The following is an 18498-nucleotide window of genomic DNA, read 5'->3' as shown; positions in this document are numbered from 1 at the left end:
CATGGACAACACCCGCAAACCCTATCGCCCGATCATGCCGCTGCTGATGCTGGCGGCCTTCGTTCCGTCGTGGCCGGCAGCCGCCCAACCGGTGCTGCCGCCGACCACGCCGGCACCGATCCGCTGCGAAGCGGACAGCTGCCGCAACGACGAGGGCCTGCTGCTGCGCATCCGCGACGATGGCCCGGCCGCGGCTGCGCCCTTGCCCGCTGCCGGCAGCGTCGACGCGGTGCCGCAGGCGCCGGCCACGCTGGCCGGTGGCTTCATGTCCGAACTGCCGAACGGCGGCGTGGTCTGGGCGACTGAAGACCCATCGATGGTGCCGCCGAGCCTGAGCGTGCAGTCGGCCGCTACCGTGCCGTTCGAGAACGGCCGCTTGGTGCGTCCGCTGCGCTTCCACAGCTACAACAACTACGCCTCCTTCATCGAGAAGCTGGACGTCACCTTGTACCGCGGCACCGACACCGACCTGGTCACCCCGTTGGCTCGCATCGAACTGCCGGTGGGCTACGTGTCCGAAGCCGAGTGGGACGCGCAGCTGCCGGAGCAGATCAAGCTGCGTACCGGTGATGACCTGATCTACGTGGCACGCGCCTACGGTGCCGGCAATTCCTTCGACGAAACACAGGTGCAGCGCATCCAGCTGGTCACCCCGGCCGACTTCGATCGTGGCCTGCAGGTGACCCGTGACAACGTGCAGAAGACCCTGGGCCAATCGCTGGATGGCGAAAACGCGCAGGCGCTGCAGGTCAGCAACGGCATCTACGGGCAGAGCCAGCTGCGGCTGCAGAACATCCCCATCCACGGTTCGCGCGTGCGGGTATACGGGCGCGGGCTGGAACCGAACAGCCGGGTGACCATCAACGGCCAGAGCTTCCCGGTGGACCTGGAGCAGAAGTTCGCCGCGGAGTTCCTGGAACCGGTCGGCGCGCACCGCTACGAGGTCAAGGTGGACGCCAAGGACATGCCCAGCGCCGAACGGCAGCTGGACGTGGACGTGACCGGCCGCTACCTGTTCGCGGTGGCCATCGCCGATGTCACCGTGTCGAAGAACAGTGCCAGCGGCAACCTGCAGCCATTGGCCGCCGATGACCGCGACGACGACAGCTTCCTGAGCGAAGGGCGGCTGGCGTTCTACCTGAAGGGCAAGATGCGCGGCAAGTACCTGCTGACCGCGCAGGCCGACACCCAGGATCGCGAGTTGAAGCACCTGTTCCGCGATTTCTGGGAAGCCGATCCGACCGATGTGTTCCGTCGCCTTGATCCGGACCTGTACTACCCGGTGTACGGCGATGATTCGACCACCTGGCGCGACGTGGACACGCAGGGGCGGCTGTACCTGCGCGTGGACTGGGACCAGAGCCAGGCGATCTGGGGCAACTATGCGACCGGCATCACCGGTACCGAGTATGGCCAGTACGTGCGTTCGCTGTACGGCGGCGCGTTGAACTGGCGTTCGCTGGAAGCCACGCCGCTGGGCGAGGCACGCTCGCAGCTGAAGGTGTTCGGTTCCGAAGCGCAGTCCGCGCCCGGGCACAGCGAATTCCTCGGCACCGGTGGCAGCCTGTACTACCTGCGCCACACCGATGTGCTGCCCGGTTCGGAACAGGTGGTGCTGGAAGTGCGTGACCGCACCACCGGCCGTAGCGAAACCCGCGTCACCCTGCAGGAAGGCGTGGACTACGAGATCGATGACCTGCAGGGCCGCCTGATCCTGACCCGCCCGTTGGCGATGCTGACCCGTGAGAACGTGCGCAGCATCACCCGTGACATGCCGCTGGACGGCTACGACCAGCTGCTGCTGGTGGACTACGAATACGTGCCGCTGGGCTTCAGCAGCGACGACGTGACGATGGGCGCGCGTGGCCGCCAGTGGATCGGTGACCACGTGGCCATCGGTGGCACCTGGGTGGAAGAAAACCGCAGCGGCGAGAACTACACGCTGAAGGGCGCCGATCTCACCCTGCAGGCCGGGCGCGGCACCTATGTAAAGGTGGAGCACACCGAGACCGATGCCACCGCCGCGCCGGTGTTCTATTCGGACAACGGCGGCCTCAGCTTCATCCGCCGCAACCCGTATGACGTCCAGCGCTCGGGCAGTGCCACGGCGGTGGAAGCGCGTGCGAACCTGCGCGAGCTCGGCTGGACCGCGCAGGACTGGAGCGTCGGCGCGTGGTGGCGCGACGTGGATGCCGGTTTCTCGGTCGCGCGCCAGGACACCGGGCTGGCGGTGGAAGAATACGGCGCTGAGTTCCTTGGCTACCTCACCGACGACTTCAGCCTGTATGGACGCCACACCCGCACCGAACAAGGCGAACTGGCGCTGGAACAGACCCAGTTGACCGCGGACTGGCGGCTGGGCAACGACGGCCAGTGGACCGGTGAACTGCGCCGCGTGCGGGAAGAACAGCGCCTGCAGACGGTGGATGCGCTGCTGGCGGCGATCGGCTACCGGCAGCGCTTCGGCTCATCCTGGGAGCTGTACAGCACCGGCCAGGTCACGGTGGATGACGACGGTGGCGCGTACGAGAAGAACGACCTGCTGACCCTGGGGGCGCGCTACCTGTTCGGTGACCGCAGCAGCGTCGGCGCCGAAGTCAGCGGCGGCAGTCGCGGGCATGGCGGCAAGGTCGATGCGGAATACCGCATGGCACCGGACCACAGCCTGTACGGCAGCTACAGCTACAGCAGCGACCGCACCGGCACCGATCCCCTGTTCGACACCGGCCTGCAGTCCGGCTGGACGCTGGGCCAGCGCTGGCGGCTGAGCAACCAGGTCAATGTGTACAACGAAAGCCAGTACCTGAAGGATCGCCGGCAGGACAATGCCGGGCTGGTGCATACCTTCGGCATGGACTTCTACCCGGCGCAGGGCTGGAACCTCGGCTTCACGGTGATGGATGGCGAACTGGAATCGACCCTCGGACGCATTGATCGTCGTGCCTACAGTGTCAGCGGCGGACGCACCGATGCGGTGGCGCAGTGGAACAGCAAGCTGGAATACCGGCACGACTCCGGCGCCGAACAGCGCGAGCAGTGGGTGACCACCAACCGCCTGCTGTACAAGGTCAACGAAGACTGGCGCCTTGCCCTGCGCGCGAACTATGCCGATACCCAGGACCGGATCAACCCGGTGGCCGATGCCAAGCTGGTGGAAACCAACATGGGCTTTGCCTGGCGCCCGCATGACAACACCCGCTGGGCCGCCTTCGGCAAGTTCACCTACCTCTATGACGTGGCCTCGCTGGGGCAGGAAGGCGGCAACCTGTATGACCAGCGCTCGCAGGTGCTGTCGCTGGAAGGCATCCGCCAGTTCGGCGCGCGCTGGGAAGTGGCCGGCAAGCTGGCCTCGCGCTGGGGCGATTACCGCACCGGGCGTGGCGAAGGCGCTTGGCTGGACAGCCGCGCCGACTTCGCTGCGCTGCAGCTGCGCTACCGCCTGTTCGAGAAGTGGGAAGGGCTCGCCGAGCACCGCTGGTTGAAGGTGCGCGACGGCGGCGTACGCAAGGGCTGGCTGGTCGGCGTCGACCGCCGGGTGGGCGAGAACTTCAAGATCGGCGGCGGCTACAACTTCACCGAGTTCAGCGATGACATGACCGAGCTGCGTTATGACCAGAAAGGCTTCTTCCTGAACCTGGCGGGGTATTACTGAGGGCTGACGGGAGCGCGGAGCCGTGCCTGGCGAGCGTTTCCGGGGATCGGCCGGGCATCGCTTGGCACTCCCGATCTGCAGGCGCTGAACGCCTGACAACTTTTTGCGGCTGAATGCGGAGATTCCGCTGTCCGTTCAGCCAATCTGCACGGAATTACCGGCCCGTATCTCGCTCATGTCATTGATCTATATAGAGTCTTACAAGATCTGCGCCCCTATCGCCACTGTCACCAAATCGCGGTAGGGTAGATGGGTACTCAGCGCCATTGTTCTGTCACCGGAACACTGGAACTTTTTTGACCTTTAGCAGTCGAAGTATCGGACTGCTAAGATGAGACCCATGAGCCAGAACACCTCTACTGCCCTTGTGGCAAACAATCTCCCGATTCCCAGTGCGCTCGGTTCGCTGGACGCCTACATCGGTGCCGTGCACCAGATCCCGGTGCTGTCGGTCGATGATGAGCAGGACCTGGCGCGTCGTTTCCGTGATCAGACCGATCTGGACGCGGCCCGCGAGCTGGTGCATTCGCACCTGCGTTTCGTGGTGCACGTGGCCCGCGGCTACAACGGCTACGGCCTCGCCCTGGGCGACCTCATCCAGGAAGGCAACATCGGCCTGATGAAGGCAGTCAAGCGCTTCGACCCGGACATGGGCGTGCGCCTGGTGTCCTTCGCGGTGCATTGGATCCGTGCGGAAATGCACGAGTTCATCCTGAAGAACTGGCGCATCGTGAAGGTGGCCACGACCAAGGCGCAGCGCAAGCTGTTCTTCAATCTGCGTCGTTCGAAGAAGCGCCTGGGCTGGATGAACGCTGCCGAAGTCACCGCGGTGGCCAAGGACCTCAACGTGTCCGAGCGCGAAGTGCTCGAGATGGAGTCGCGCCTGTCCGGTCGCGATATCGGGTTCGACGCGCCGAGCGACGAAGACGACGACCACGCCCCGCCGTCGCCGGCGGCGTACCTGATGGCCAATGAAGAAGATCCTTCGATGGCGTACGAGCGCGCCGACAGCGAAGACAACCAGCTGCAGCTGCTGCGCGAAGGCATGGCGGAACTGGATGCGCGTTCGCGCGACATCATCGCCCGTCGCTGGCTGGACGCCGACAGCAAGGTCACGCTGCAGGAGCTGGCCGATGAGTACGGCGTGTCCGCCGAGCGCATCCGCCAGGTCGAAGCCAACGCGCTGAAGAAGATGAAGGCGCTGTTTACCGCGTAAGCGCAGGCAGCCGCTGCATACAGAAACGCCGGGCACTGCCCGGCGTTTTCTTTTATGCGCGCTCGGCGGTGGTAGTGACGACCGCTGGTCGTCAAGCCGTCATGCGACTCAACGTTCCCGGGCGATCGCACGCCAGCCGATATCACTGCGGTGGAACGCATTGGCCCACGTCACCTGGGCCACGCCGGCATACGCATTGGCCTGCGCATCGCGCACGCTGTCGCCGAGTGCGGCCACGCACAGCACCCGCCCACCGGCGCTGACAACGTTGCCCTGGGCATCCAGCGCGGTGCCTGCGTGGAACACCTTGGCGGTGTCCGGCACGCGGTCCAGGCCGGAAATCACATCGCCGGTGATCGGCGCTTCCGGATACGGCGCAGCGGCCAGCACCACGCCCAGCGACGGACGTGGATCCCACTGCGCCTGCACCTGGTCCAGCGTGCCGTCGATCGCCGCCTGTACCAGGTCCAGCAGGTCCGACTGCAGGCGCAGCATCACCGGCTGGGTTTCCGGGTCGCCGAAGCGCACGTTGAACTCGATCACCTTCGGCGCGCCGCTGGCATCGATCATCAGGCCGGCATACAGGAAGCCGGTGAACGGCACGCCATCGGCGATCATGCCCTGTACGGTCGGTTCCACCACCTCACGCATCACCCGCGCGTGCACCTCCGGGGTCACCACCGGGGCCGGCGAATACGCGCCCATGCCGCCGGTGTTGGGGCCGGTATCGCCATCGCCGACACGCTTGTGATCCTGCGAGGTGGCCATCGGCAACGCATGCACGCCATCGACCATCGAGATGAAGCTGGCCTCTTCGCCATCGAGGAATTCTTCGATCACCACGCGCGCGCCGGCATCGCCGAAGGCGTTGCCGGACAGCATGTCACGCACCGCGGATTCGGCCTCTTCCAGCGACATCGCCACGATCACGCCCTTGCCGGCGGCCAGGCCATCGGCCTTGACCACGATCGGTGCGCCCTTTTCGCGGATGTGGGCGAGCGCCGCGTCGACGTCGGTGTGCACGGCGTAGTACGCGGTCGGGATGCCATGCCGGGCCAGGAAATCCTTCGCGTAGGCCTTGCTGCCTTCCAGCTGCGCCGCAGCGGCGGTGGGCCCGAAGATGCGCAGGCCGGCTTCGCGGAACTCATCGACCACGCCGGCCACCAGCGGCACTTCCGGGCCGACCACGGTGACGGCGACGCCTTCGGAGCGTGCCAGTGCCAGCAGGCCATCCAGGTCAGTGACCTTGATGTCCACGTTGCGGCACTTCGCTTCGTTGGCGGTGCCTGCATTGCCGGGCGCGACCAGCACCTCGGTGACCTGCGGGGACTGGGCCAGCTTCCAGGCCAGGGCGTGTTCGCGGCCGCCGGAGCCGATGACGAGGATCTTCATGCGAGGGATTTCCGATACGCGGGGAAAGAGACGCGGGGTGACGAACGGGTCGGCACCCCCAAGGGATCCGGTTTCCGTCAGTGACGGAAGTGACGCACGCCGGTGAACACCATCGCCAGGCCGTGTTCGTCGGCGGCGGCGATGACTTCGGCGTCGCGCATCGAACCGCCCGGCTGGATCACCGCCTTGATGCCGGCAGCAGCAGCGGCATCGATGCCGTCGCGGAACGGGAAGAACGCATCGGAGGCCATCACCGAACCCTCGACCACCAGGTTGGCGTCGGCGGCCTTGATGCCGGCGATGCGCGCCGAGTAGACGCGGCTCATCTGGCCAGCACCGACGCCGATGGTGCGGTTGTCCTTGGCGTACACGATGGCGTTGGACTTCACGAACTTGGCGACCTTCCAGGCGAACAGCAGGTCGGTGAACTGCTTGTCGGTCGGGGCCAGCTTGCTGACCACCTTCAGTTCGTCGCGGGTCATGCCGCGGTTGTCGGACGACTGCAGCAGCAGCCCCGATCCGATCCGCTTGCTGTCGTAGTTGTTCAGGCCCTCACCGTGCGGGATGCGCAGCACGCGCACGTTGGCCTTCTTGGTGGCATATTCCAGCGCGGCCGGTTCGTAGTCCGGGGCGATCAGCACTTCAACGAACTGACGGTCCAGGATCACCTGCGCGGTGGCCAGGTCCAGCGGCTTGTTGAAGGCGATGATGCCGCCGAAGGCACTGGTCGGATCGGTGGCATAGGCCAGTTCATAGGCATCGCCGTTGCCGGCACCCACGGCCACGCCGCACGGGTTGGCGTGCTTGACGATCACGCAGGCCGGCGCCTCGAACTGGCGCACGCATTCCCATGCCGCATCGGCATCGGCCAGGTTGTTGTAGCTCAGTTCCTTGCCCTGCAGCTGCTGGAAGGTAGCCAGCGTGCCCGGCACCGGATACAGGTCACGATAGAACGCGCCGCTCTGGTGCGGATTCTCGCCGTAGCGCAGGTCCATCACCTTCACGAAGGAGGAGTTCATCTGCGCCGGGAACTCACTGCGCACCGGCACGGCGGTCTCGCGCGAGGCGACGGCGGACAGGTAGTTGCTGATCGCCGCGTCGTACTGGGCGACGCGGTTGAACGCCGCCACCGACAGCGCGAAGCGCTTGGCGGCCGACAGCTGGCCATCGTGTGCAGCCAGTTCGGCCAGCAGTTCGTCGTACTGCGACGGATCGGTCGCCACCGCGACACGGGCGAAGTTCTTCGCCGCCGAACGCAGCATCGCCGGGCCGCCGATGTCGATGTTCTCCACGGCGTCGTCGAGCGCGCAGTCGGCCTTGGCGGTGACCGATTCGAACGGATACAGGTTCAGCACCAGCAGGTCGATCGCGCCGATGCCGTGCTCGGCCATCACCGCATCATCGGTACCGGCGCGGCCCAGCAGGCCGCCGTGCACCATCGGGTGCAGGGTCTTGACCCGGCCGTCCATCATTTCCGGGAAACCGGTGACGTCGGAGACATCCTTGACCGCCAGGCCGGCCTCGCGGATCGCCTTGGCGGTGCCGCCGGTGGACAGCAGTTCCACGCCGCGTGCGGACAGGGCGGTGGCCAGCGCGATCAGGCCGGTCTTGTCGGAAACGGAAAGCAGGGCCCGACGGACGGGCAGCAGGTCAGCACTCATGGGGGCAGGGCAACGGCAGCAGGCGGGGCCGATATTGTAGGCCTTGGGGCGCCCTCACACGTAATGCGGTGCCGGGTCAGGCGCTGATGCCGTATTCCTTCAGCTTCTTGCGCAGGGTGGCCCGGTGGATGCCGAGCATCGCCGCGGCGCGGCTCTGGTTGCCCTCGCAATGGTTCAGCACTTCCACGAACAGCGGAATTTCCATCTCGCGCAGCACGATCTCGTAGACGTCATCGGCATCGCAGCCATCCAGGTCGCGCAGGTAGCGGCGCACGGACTGGGCGACATGTTCGCGGAGCGGAGGACGCGCAGCGCCACGACTGGTGTCAGGACGAGAGAGTACAGCGTTCAATGGGAATCCCGATCTGGTGGCCGCGCCGGAGCAGATGCTGGCGCTGGCGAAGAAGGTGGTGGCGGCCAGTCTAGCGCGAGCCGCCGTCCCCTGCACGGGCCGCTGGCCTGCCTGGGTCACAGAAATTCGAAGTTGAACGCGACCGTGGACGCCGCAGGTTCCCTGACCTGGAAGGCGATCTGCGCGCTCTGGCCGGGTTCGAGCAGCCCCGCCGTTTCTGCCCCGGTGCCAAGATAGTCGGATGCGTCAAACACGCCGCTGCCGATCACCCGGCCATCGGCATCGGACAGCGACAGCCGCAGCACCGGCCAGTCCTGCGCCCACTGCGCGTCATTGCGGATGCTTGCCTGTACCTGCAGTGCACCGGCCTGTTGCGGCACCGGCCGCACGTCGCGGCTGATCATGCTGAACGCCGCCGGTTCGCGCCATGCGGGCAGGTCGCAGCGCAGGACGCTGCACAGGCCGGCGATCCAGGGACGGGTGCTGGCCTCTGCCGCCAGGCGGGCGCGGTCGGCCAGCGCGATCTGCAGCAGCAACAGCAGCGACAGCGCGGCCACGATGGCCCATTGCCAGCGTGGCGTGTGCAATCGATGCCCACCCCCGCGCAGGAACACCGGCTCTGCCTGGACAAGCGGGCTCCCGCTGGCCGCCGCACGGACCGGCTCGGACATGGTCGCCTCTACCTGCGACGGTGCCTCGTCGGTGATCGCGACGGGCTCCGCGACCGGCTCCGGGGCTGCATCGGCCGGGCTGTCTTCGATGTCCGGCGATGCGCTGGCCGGCGGCGCCGACGGCTCCGCCAACGGGGTCGCATCCGTGTCGGCCTGCGATCCGGCGTGCGGTCGCAGGAAGGTGGCCAGCGGTCGACGGGGCGGGTTCGGTTCGGACATGCAGGTACCGTCTCGGGTCCAGCCTCTATTCAATCACGTCTTGCCGTGATCAGGCGCGGCGCACGCCGGTGATGCGCATCCAGTCGCCGTCCTGGGTCGCCTGCAGGTCATCGAACCAGGCCGCGTAACGCTGCAGCAGTTCGTCTTCCTGGCCGTGCAGGATGCCCGACAGCGCGATGCGGCCGCCGGCGGCCACGCGTGCCGCCAGCAGGTCGGCCAGCGCATCCAGCGCGGAGGCCAGGATGTTGGCGACCACTACCGGGTAGGTGGCCACCGGTTCGTCCTGCGGCAGGTAGACATGCATGCGCGGCAGTTCGCCATTGCGCTCGGCGTTGTCGGCGGTGGCGATCAGCGCCTGCGGATCGTTGTCCACGCCGATCGACTCGGCCGCGCCCAGCTTCAACGCGGCCAGTGCCAGGATGCCCGAGCCGCAACCGAAATCGAGCACGCGCTGTCCCTGCAGCAGGCCCGCCCCGGCCAGGCCATCCAGCCAGCGCAGGCACAGCGCGGTGGTCGGGTGGGTGCCGGAGCCGAACGCCAGGCCCGGGTCCAGCCGCACCACGGCGGCATCGGCTGTCTGTGCGGCCTCAGGCAGGTCATGGTTCCACGGCACGATCCAGGTCCGTTCGCCGAAGGAAAGCGGCTCGAACTGGTCCAGCCAGACGCGTTCCCAGTCCTGGTCTTCCACCGCACGGAAGCTCACCGTCGACCAGTCCAGGCCATCGTCGAAGGCTTCCAGCGCGGCCAGCAGCAACAGTCCATCGGCGTCATGCGGGAACAATGCGCTCAGAACCAGCGTGTCCCACATCGGCGTCTCGCCGACGCCGGGCTCCAGGATGGCGTGCTCGTTGGTGGTGTCAGCCTCGGCATCGAGCAGGGTCACCGCCAGCGCGCCGACATCCTCCAGCGCATTTTCGTAGCGGGGCTGGGTGGCTTCGGTGCAGCGCAGGGTCAGTTCCAGGAACGGCATGATGGCAGGCGAGGTCCGGCAAAGAAGGGAATGCTAGTCGATCCGGGGCGGCGGCAGCCATCTCACCGGAAACGGAGACTGAATAGGCCGCTCCAGACACGCGGCATTCCCCTTGGTAGACTCGCGCTCCTGCCTTGCCTGTCAACGGCTTGTCCCCTGATGGCGTTTGCTCCGGCCCTGAAAACCTGGTTGCTCGTGGTGCCGGCCGTGGCATTGCTCGGCGCAGCGGGCATGCGCATGGGCGGGCACCTGCTGCATGCGCAGGAATCCGGCCCTGCCGCGATGGATGCTGGTGTGTCGCAAGCAGACACGCAGACTGCGCAGACGACGCTGCCCGCGGCGCTGGCACGCCGACTGGGCAGCAACGAAATTCCGCTCAACGCCGTGCCTTCGGGTCTGCCGCTGGACATCCGTGCGGACATGGAAGGCGATACGGATCTGTTTGCGTTCGCCCAGCGCCTGCGCGGCCAGGCCGACAGCGGCAACGTCGAGGCGCGCTGGATGCTGAGCCGGGTCTACGATTACTGCAGCCAGTACGCCAACGATCCCGGTGGTTACCAGTTGGACAACAGCGTACTGACCGGGATGGGTGAGCGTGCATCGACCGCGATGGCTGGCGCGCGACAGCGTGTTGCCGCGCGATGCGGCGGCTTCGTGGCCAGTGACGGCCTGGGCTACCCGCTGGTGTTCGCGCAGCGCCGGCAGGCGGCGCAGGGCGGTAACCTCGCCGCCGAAGCCTCGTTGCTGGCGGACGGCCAGCCGCTGCAGACCGACGAAGACTACCGGCGCGGCCTGGTCGAGCGCGTGCGCGATTCGCATGATCCGGAAGCCTACATGGCGCTGGCCCCGGCGATGGGCCTGCGTGCGTCCGGCGACCGTGCGATGACCGGCATGGTGGCCGGCGAGGCACTGAGCGAACTGGCCTGGCGTGTGGCGGCCTGCGAACTGGGCATGCCCTGCGGCAGCGACAGCGTGCTGATGAACAGCTTCTGCGCCAACGGTGGCATCTGCAGCCAGGAAGACGGGCAGGACTTCACTGATTTTGTATACGACGCTGCGGTTTCGCGGCAGGGTGCCGAAAAAATGACCGAATGGGTCGAAGAACTGATTGGAAAGAGGAAAGGGCGATGAAGTACCGTCGAATCCTGCACGGGGCGAAGTTCTGGTTCTGGGTGGCATTGTTCGTCGCCTATTCGGCGGGTGCGGTCGGCCTGCTGATGATCGATACCCAGGAAGACCGTTACCGACGACTGTCCACCGTGGAGCTGACCAAGGTGCAGTCCACGCCGGAGGTGCGCCGTGCCGGCGCCAGCCAGGTCGCCGCGGTATACCGTGCGCAGAGCGGCATGCCGTTCACCTCGTTGCCGGCGGGCAGTACCTTCCAGGTGGTATGGCCGGATGGCTCCACCGAAACCATGGTGATCGTCGACCCGTCCTCGCCCAATGGCGTGCGTCCCTTGGCGGGCAGCCAGGTCCCGGCCGAAGCAGCGGAGCGGCGCTGATCCAGCATCGTGAGGGGCCGGCCCCGGGGTCGGCCAGTTCATCGGTCGCGTCATATTCCACGGGAGGCCCGGCAGGGTTCTAATGGCCCCATCCTGACAGTGTCGGCCCGCGCGGTCCCCACGACACTGTCCCGTCGGAGAACGCCATGCTTGCCGTCGTCATGCGATCGCTATCGGCCGTTGCCCTTGCAGCCGTCCTGCTGTGCCCGTTCGCCGCCAGCGCCGGCGTGGTGATCGCCGGCACCCGCGTGGTCTATCCAGCGCAGGAAAAAGAGGTCACGCTGGCGTTGGAGAACGCCGCACAGCGTCCGTCGCTGGTGCAGCTGTGGATCGATGACGGTGACCAGGACACCCCGCCCGAAGCGGCCAAGGCCCCGTTCGTGATGACGCCGCCCCTGCTGCGCATGGACGCGGGTACGAAGCAGGCGGTGCGCATCCACTTCACCGGCCCGGCGCAGCCTGGCGACCGCGAATCGCTGTACTGGGTAAACGTGCTGGACATCCCGCCCTCCAGCGTCGAGGAGGACAAGCTGGAGCTGGCCTTCCGCAGCCGCATCAAGCTGTTCTATCGTCCCGCCGGACTGTCCGGCGAGGCCGACAGTGCCCACCGCCAGCTGCGCTGGTCGCTGCAGCAGCGCGCGGACGGGCTGGCCGTGCAGGTCGATAACCCGACGCCGTGGCACGTCAGCTTCGCCGCGATCTCGTTGACCGTCGATGGAAAGGTATCCGCCGACACCGGAAGCGGCATGGTCGCCCCGCGTGCTACCCAGGTGTTTCCGCTTGACGGACCTGCCACGCGGCCGCCCGGCGTGATCGGCATCGCGTACAGCACCATCACCGATGTCGGTGCGGTGCAGCCGGCCACCGCAGCACTGGCCAATTGAGGCGGCGTGCCCGCATTTCGGACGCATCTGATGGGATGGCGCCCGGTAACAGCTGACCCTGTACAAGCGCGGGGCTGACCTCGACGTACGCTGCATTCGCTGTCGGTGGTGCCGATGAAATCCGCTGTTGCGTTGGTGATCCTGTGCTACGAGCAGTGCGGAATCAGACCCATCCGATGTCGTGTATGGCGAGGGTTGGGGAAACTCCCGATGAGCGAGCACGCTCGACGCTCGGCCAACTTTCCAAACGGTGATGACATGACGTCCCCTCGAGTCCTCAGATTCATGGCAGCCCTGGCCCTGTGCAACGCCGGATCGGCGCTGGCGCAGACCTGTACGCATCCTCCTGAATGGCCGACGCCGTTTCAGATCATCCTGCCCTTGCAGGGCACGATCACGGTCGGGGCGGACGTCCCCGTGGGCGCCGAAATCTATACGGCAACCCATAACAGCGGCTCAGACGCCAACATCCGCTGCACGGGTGGTCCCGGTCGGATACAGCGGGAGGAAGCCTACATGGGGAGCCCGGGGGAGCCATCGGGGCTGCCCGGCATCTATAAAACCTCCATTCCTGGCGTCGGCGTCGCGATGTGGTACGCGGGCGCCAAGTTTCCGCGCAATCCCGGCGACTACACCGTCGGTGCTGATCCGACCCGGATCATCTTCTCCAAACTTGTGGACTTCAGCCTTTACAAGATCGGCCCGATCAGTGCGGGCGTGCTGCAGGGCAGTTCACTTCCACGCGCGCGCCAGTCCACCCTGGGCGCGGGCAACATCAACATCTGGGAATCCCAGATCGTCGGGCAGTTGAACATCGTGACCGGCACGTGCCGGGTGGGCGACGTCAACGTGCGGATGGGAGCGATCCCGCAAAGCACCTTCAACGGCATCGGCAGCTTCGCCGCATGGCAGCGTTATGAAGTTCCACTGACCGACTGCCCGGCGTTCTTCGGCCGCATGGCGGCATACGCGCGTGATGACAGCGGCACGGTCGAGCGGGCAGGCCGGCGGGTGGCCAACCGGATTGGCGTACGTCTGGACCCGTCCACGGAGATTCTCGATCAGGCGAGGTCGATCATGGCCCTGCAGCCGGGCACCCCCGGCAACCCGGCAGCACGCGGCATCGGCATCCAGGTGGCGTGGGATGACGAATCGCCGGTGGGTTTCCGTGCGTTCCGCGACAGCGGGTTGCCGCTGACCACGACCGCCAACGGCAGTTACCGCATCCCGCTGCGCGCCCGCTACTACCAGGTGGAGGACCGCGTGCGCGGAGGGCCGGCCAACGGCGCGATGGTGATGACGCTGCGTTACGAATGAGGTCCGGCGTGGGCGCCCCGCCGTGACGAGTTCAGCCCGGTCCCATGCCATGCGAATGGCCTGCGGCGGAGAACTCGATGTAGTAGAGCTTGTTGCGACGCCTTGTTTCCTGTCAGGTGATGACCATGAAATGCTGTTCCTCACTTCGCTTCCTGTTGCCATTGGCCCTTTGCTGGGTGGCGCCGGCGTTGGCGCAGACATGTACCTACGACGGTGGAATGACCGGTCCGCAGAGGGTGACGATGCCCTTGCAGGGCACCATCACAGTGGGCGCCGACGTGCCCGTCGGCAGCGTCATCTACTACAGCGGCCATAGCGCCAGTATTCCCGGGCTCGTGACCTGTGGCGGTGGCGTGGGTCGCAGTGAGTGGCGCCTGGAATACTCCGGTGATCCGGGGGTACCGGTACCGGGCCGGCCGGGGTTCTACGCGACGCGCATCCCCGGCGTTGCGATCCGCTGGTGGCGATCGGGCGCCACCGTGCCGACAGTGCTCGTGAGCGATGCGTTGGGCCCGGGCTACCTCCGGCGCGGCATCCCGCCGGCGTTGACCTTCGAGCTGATCAAGACCGGACCCATTTCACCCGGTACGCTTGCGGCCAGCAGTCTACCCACGCCGCGACTGGTAGTGCGCTGGGGCCCGGGAACGGAACTTGATGCGTATCGGGCAGAGGTCCAAGGGCAGCTCAACCTTGTGATCGGCACCTGCAACGTCCGCGACGCCACCGTGCCATTGGGCAGCCATCCGGCACGCCTCCTTACCGGGCCCGGCAGCGCGACGCCATGGGTTGATTTCTCGGTGGCACTGGAGCAATGCCCGGTATTTCCCGGCTGGCGTCGTTCCTTCCATACCAGTGATGCTGGCACGGCAGAGCGGTTGGACGAGCGTCGCGCCAATGCGATTGGTTTCCGTGTTGATCCCCAGGCCGCGATCCTGGACGCCGCGCAGTCGGTCATGGCACTGCAGCGTCCACCTGGCACCGTGCCGGCACAGGGTGTCGGGATACAGGTCGCCCTGCCGAACAACACGCCGGTGGGCTATGGTGTGTTCCGCGCGAGCGGGTTGGCGCTGACCGATACGCCCAATGGCAGATACACCATCCCCTTGCGCGCCCGCTACTACCAGGTGGAGGAACGCGTGCGCGGAGGGCCGGCCAATGGCGCGATGGTAGTGACGCTGCGTTACGAGTAAGCATCAGCGCCGGCCTGCTGGCCGGCGCTGGCGGGTGCGATCAGGTCAGCGCGATCGACTTGGTCTTGCGCTCTGCCAGGCGCTTTTCCAGGTAGTGGATGTTCTGCCCACCGGCCTGGAAGCCCTTGTCGCGCATGATCCGCTGCTGCAGGGCGACGTTGGTCTTGATGCCGTCCACCACCATCTCGCTCAGCGCCACCCGCATGCGTGCAATGGCGGTCTCGCGGTCCGGTCCGTGCACGATCAGCTTGCCGATCATCGAATCGTAGTTCGACGGCACGCGGTAGCCGGCGTAGATATGCGTGTCCACGCGCACGCCGGGACCGCCGGGTGCATGGAAGGCGGTGATCTGGCCCGGGCTCGGCACGAAGGTTTCCGAATCTTCCGCGTTGATGCGGCATTCGATGGCATGGCCGGTCAGCACGATGTCGCTCTGCTTGATCGACAGCTTCTGGCCGGCAGCAATCTTCAGCTGCTCCACCACCAGGTCGATGCCGGTGACCATTTCGGTGACCGGATGCTCCACCTGGATGCGGGTGTTCATTTCGATGAAGTAGAAGCGGCCGTCTTCGTAGAGGAACTCGAAAGTGCCGGCGCCGCGGTAACCGATGCGGATGCAGGCTTCCACGCAGACCTTGCCGATCTGCTCGCGCGCTTCATCGCTGATGCCCGGTGCCGGTGCTTCTTCGACCACTTTCTGGTGGCGACGCTGCATCGAGCAGTCGCGCTCACCGAGGTGGATCGCGTTGCCCTGGCCATCGGCCAGCACCTGGATTTCCACGTGGCGCGGATTTTCCAGGTACTTCTCCATGTAGACCTCACCGTTTCCGAACGCTGCCTTGGCTTCGCTCTTGGTGGTTTCGATGGAGGTCTTCAGCGACGCTTCGGCATGCACCACGCGCATGCCGCGGCCGCCGCCGCCGCCGGAGGCCTTGATGATGACCGGGTAACCGATCTCACGCGCGATCTTGGTGTTGGCGACGATGTCATCGCCCAGCGGACCACCCGAGCCCGGCACGCACGGCACGCCGGCGGCCTTCATGGCACGGATCGCTTCCACCTTGTCGCCCATCAGGCGGATGGTGTCGGCCTTCGGGCCGATGAAGATGAAGCCGGATTCTTCCACGCGTTCGGCGAAGTTCGCGTTTTCCGACAGGAAGCCGTAACCGGGATGGATCGCCTGGGCGTCAGTCACTTCAGCTGCGGCGATCAACGCCGGGATGTTGAGGTAGCTGTCGGTCGACGCGGCCGGGCCGATGCAGACGGATTCGTCGGCCATGGCCACGTGCTTGAGGTTGCGGTCGACGGTGGAATGCACGGCCACCGTGCGGATGCCCAGGGTATGGCACGCGCGCAGAATGCGCAGCGCAATTTCCCCTCGGTTGGCAATGACGATTTTATCGAGCATGGCCGGCCCCTCAGCCGATCACGAACAGCGGCTGGTCGAACTCAACCGGCTGGCCGTTCTCGCCGAGGATGGCGACGATGGTGCCCGACGCATCGGCTTCGATCGGGTTGAACATCTTCATCGCTTCGATGATCGCCAGGGTCTCGCCTTCCTTGACCTGCTGGCCGATGCTGACGAAGGCCGGCTTGTCCGGCGACGCCGATGCGTAGAAGGTGCCGACCATCGGCGAACGCAGCACGTGGCCTTCCGGCAGCGCGTTGCCCGGCTTGGCGGTGCCACCGGTGGAGGCTTCGGTCGGCGACTGCATCGGCATGGCCGGAGCGGCAGCGGCGGCCGGCGCGGCGATCATCTGCGGCTGCACGGCCATCTGCGCGAAGGTGCCGACCGGAGCGCGCGACAGGCGCACCGACTCTTCGCCTTCCTTGATCTCGATCTCGGCCAGGTTGGATTCTTCCAGCAGGTCGATCAGTTTCTTGATTTTGCGCAGATCCATGGGGGCCTCTTTTTTTTGGGTTTTATCTGGAGTGGGAAGGGCGCAGGCGCCCGTTCGACGATCAGGCGTTGGACAGCCGCTGCAGGGCGGCATCCATTGCGTAACGGTAACTGTCGGCACCGAAACCGCAGATGACACCGACCGCCTTGTCGCTGAAATAGCTGTGCTGGCGGAAGGGTTCGCGCGAATGCGGGTTGGACAGGTGGATTTCGATGAACGGCACGTCCACCGCGGCCAGCGCATCGCGCAGGGCCACCGAGGTATGGGTGAATGCCGCCGGGTTGATCAGGATGAAGGCAGTGCCGTCAAGGCGCGCGGCCTGGATGCGGTCCACCAGCACGTGTTCGGCATTGGACTGCAGGCTTTCCACCGCGTGTCCGGCCGCGGCGCCCTGCGCGTGCAGCGCCTGGTCGATCTGGGGCAGGGTGGTGTGGCCATAGACCCCCGGCTCGCGCGTGCCGAGCAGGTTGAGGTTGGGGCCATGCAGTACCAGCAGTTTCGCCATGGGAGCCGAACGACAGGAAAGGGCGGCAGTCTGGCGGAAGCTGGAGTTGATGTCCAGTTCGGCGAAGTTATGCGCGTTTCAAGCGTTTGTTTGAAATAGTGCCACTCATGCCCCACGGTCGATGCGGCGGACGTGGATCATCTGGTCCAGGCAATACCGGCTTCGCGCGCGGCGGACTCGAACTGCGGCCGGGCAAACCAATAGCCCTGCATCAGGCGGATACCGATATCTTCCAGACAGTGCGCCTCATCACTGGTCTCGATGCCTTCGGCAATGACATCGATCGCCAACTGCTCGCACATGGACACCACGCCGGCCACGATCGCACGTCGTGCGGGACTCCGGTCGATGCCGCGGATCAGTGCCATATCCAGCTTGACGATGTCCGGCTGGAAGTCGGCCAGCAGATTCAGGCCGGCAAACCCGGCACCAAAGTCATCGATTGCCGTCTTGAAGCCGATCCGTTTGTACTCGCTCAGGATTTCGGCCAGCCATCTGCCGTCGCTGACCTGCTCCCCCTCTACGGTTTCAAAGATGATCCGCTCAACCGGAAAGCCATGCCGATCGGCTGCCTGCAGCGTGGAGCGGATGCAGACCTCCGGCCGGTAGATCGCATTTGGCAGGAAATTGATTGAGAGATGCGACGGCAGATTCAACGTCGCCGCGATCCGGATGGCCTTCTCGCGACAGGCCTGATCGAACGAATAGCGGTTGTCGGCGGTGATGCGTGACAGTACCGAACTGGCGGGTTCGCCTGCCGGCCCGCGCACCAGGGCTTCATGCGCGAACACCTCGCGTTCCTGCACATCCACGATGGGCTGGAATGCGTAACTGAAGTCGAACGGCAGTGGATCCGCATCGCGGCATAGTGCACATCCAGCGCCCCTGTCGATGGAAGGCATTCGGTGTATTCCGGCGTCGGGTCAAGGCCTTCAGGATAGCCGAGGCCGATCATGGGCATGTGGACGTGGCCGTGCGGGGCGCCAGGCCAAGGCTGCAGCAGGGCAGCGCGGTGCATCCTTCGCCTCCCTCTATCGGGTGAGGCGCGTGTCTGGAGTAGCCCTCA

16 protein-coding genes are annotated in these 18498 nt (G+C 66.0%); 7 read left to right on the top strand and 9 right to left on the bottom strand.

What is annotated here, in order from left to right:
• Window position 1: 1 nt before the first annotated feature.
• Window positions 2-3652 carry a hypothetical protein gene (locus RTX79_RS08295; protein ID WP_312683141.1) on the top strand — a complete coding sequence of 1217 codons (3651 nt, stop codon included), beginning with the start codon at window positions 2-4 and terminating at the stop codon, window positions 3650-3652.
• A 340-nt stretch (window positions 3653-3992) separates the two neighbouring features.
• Window positions 3993-4868 (top strand): RNA polymerase sigma factor RpoH, encoded by an 876-nt coding sequence (rpoH, locus tag RTX79_RS08290; RefSeq protein WP_057507413.1) that lies wholly within the window; start codon window positions 3993-3995, stop codon window positions 4866-4868.
• A gap of 108 nt (window positions 4869-4976) precedes the next feature.
• On the opposite strand, the gene purD is transcribed toward rpoH, so the two are convergent.
• The 5 genes from purD to prmA all read right to left on the bottom strand — a co-directional run bounded on the left by purD (window position 4977) and on the right by prmA (window position 10133).
• The gene (purD, locus tag RTX79_RS08285; protein ID WP_312683140.1) at window positions 4977-6260 is read right to left on the bottom strand and encodes a phosphoribosylamine--glycine ligase; all 1284 of its coding nucleotides are present in this window, start codon (window positions 6258-6260) and stop codon (window positions 4977-4979) included.
• Between the two features lie 77 nt (window positions 6261-6337).
• Window positions 6338-7921: a bifunctional phosphoribosylaminoimidazolecarboxamide formyltransferase/IMP cyclohydrolase gene (gene purH, locus RTX79_RS08280; protein ID WP_312683139.1), complete on the bottom strand. Its 1584-nt coding sequence runs from the start codon at window positions 7919-7921 to the stop codon at window positions 6338-6340.
• Between the two features lie 76 nt (window positions 7922-7997).
• Window positions 7998-8273, bottom strand: coding sequence for a DNA-binding transcriptional regulator Fis (gene fis / locus RTX79_RS08275; protein WP_057507416.1), 276 nt, complete (start codon window positions 8271-8273; stop codon window positions 7998-8000).
• Window positions 8274-8389: 116 nt separating this feature from the next.
• Entirely contained in the window at window positions 8390-9163 is a 774-nt protein-coding gene (locus RTX79_RS08270; RefSeq protein ID WP_312683136.1) for a DUF3426 domain-containing protein, read from the bottom strand.
• A 49-nt stretch (window positions 9164-9212) separates the two neighbouring features.
• Window positions 9213-10133, bottom strand: a complete 921-nt coding sequence (prmA, locus tag RTX79_RS08265) for a 50S ribosomal protein L11 methyltransferase (RefSeq protein ID WP_312683135.1) — start codon at window positions 10131-10133, stop codon at window positions 9213-9215.
• Window positions 10134-10292: 159 nt separating this feature from the next.
• Here prmA and RTX79_RS08260 point away from each other — a divergent pair, with 159 nt between their 5' ends.
• The 5 genes from RTX79_RS08260 to RTX79_RS08240 all read left to right on the top strand — a co-directional run bounded on the left by RTX79_RS08260 (window position 10293) and on the right by RTX79_RS08240 (window position 15026).
• Entirely contained in the window at window positions 10293-11264 is a 972-nt protein-coding gene (locus RTX79_RS08260; RefSeq protein ID WP_312683134.1) for a hypothetical protein, read from the top strand.
• A complete protein-coding gene (locus tag RTX79_RS08255) occupies window positions 11261-11635 on the top strand; it encodes a hypothetical protein (protein WP_057507420.1) in 375 nt (124 codons plus the stop codon). The genes RTX79_RS08260 and RTX79_RS08255 overlap by 4 nt, the downstream gene beginning before the upstream one ends.
• Before the next feature lie 146 nt (window positions 11636-11781).
• Window positions 11782-12519 (top strand): fimbrial biogenesis chaperone, encoded by a 738-nt coding sequence (locus RTX79_RS08250; protein ID WP_312683133.1) that lies wholly within the window; start codon window positions 11782-11784, stop codon window positions 12517-12519.
• A 210-nt stretch (window positions 12520-12729) separates the two neighbouring features.
• Window positions 12730-13836, top strand: a complete 1107-nt coding sequence (locus RTX79_RS08245) for a fimbrial protein (RefSeq protein WP_312683132.1) — start codon at window positions 12730-12732, stop codon at window positions 13834-13836.
• An 89-nt stretch (window positions 13837-13925) separates the two neighbouring features.
• The gene (locus tag RTX79_RS08240; RefSeq protein WP_312683131.1) at window positions 13926-15026 is read left to right on the top strand and encodes a fimbrial protein; all 1101 of its coding nucleotides are present in this window, start codon (window positions 13926-13928) and stop codon (window positions 15024-15026) included.
• A 40-nt stretch (window positions 15027-15066) separates the two neighbouring features.
• On the opposite strand, the gene accC is transcribed toward RTX79_RS08240, so the two are convergent.
• The 4 genes from accC to RTX79_RS08220 form a co-directional block, all read right to left on the bottom strand.
• Window positions 15067-16434 (bottom strand): acetyl-CoA carboxylase biotin carboxylase subunit, encoded by a 1368-nt coding sequence (gene accC / locus RTX79_RS08235; protein ID WP_312683129.1) that lies wholly within the window; start codon window positions 16432-16434, stop codon window positions 15067-15069.
• A gap of 10 nt (window positions 16435-16444) precedes the next feature.
• Window positions 16445-16927, bottom strand: a complete 483-nt coding sequence (gene accB / locus RTX79_RS08230) for an acetyl-CoA carboxylase biotin carboxyl carrier protein (RefSeq protein WP_042614743.1) — start codon at window positions 16925-16927, stop codon at window positions 16445-16447.
• Window positions 16928-16988: 61 nt separating this feature from the next.
• A complete protein-coding gene (aroQ, locus tag RTX79_RS08225; protein ID WP_057507424.1) occupies window positions 16989-17432 on the bottom strand; it encodes a type II 3-dehydroquinate dehydratase in 444 nt (147 codons plus the stop codon).
• Between the two features lie 137 nt (window positions 17433-17569).
• A complete protein-coding gene (locus tag RTX79_RS08220) occupies window positions 17570-18334 on the bottom strand; it encodes an EAL domain-containing protein (RefSeq protein ID WP_312683126.1) in 765 nt (254 codons plus the stop codon).
• Window positions 18335-18498: the final 164 nt, after the last annotated feature.

It is taken from the genome of Stenotrophomonas chelatiphaga (assembly GCF_032054965.1).
GTDB classification, from domain to species: domain Bacteria; phylum Pseudomonadota; class Gammaproteobacteria; order Xanthomonadales; family Xanthomonadaceae; genus Stenotrophomonas; species Stenotrophomonas chelatiphaga.
This window is presented reverse-complemented; position numbering and strand designations above follow the sequence as displayed.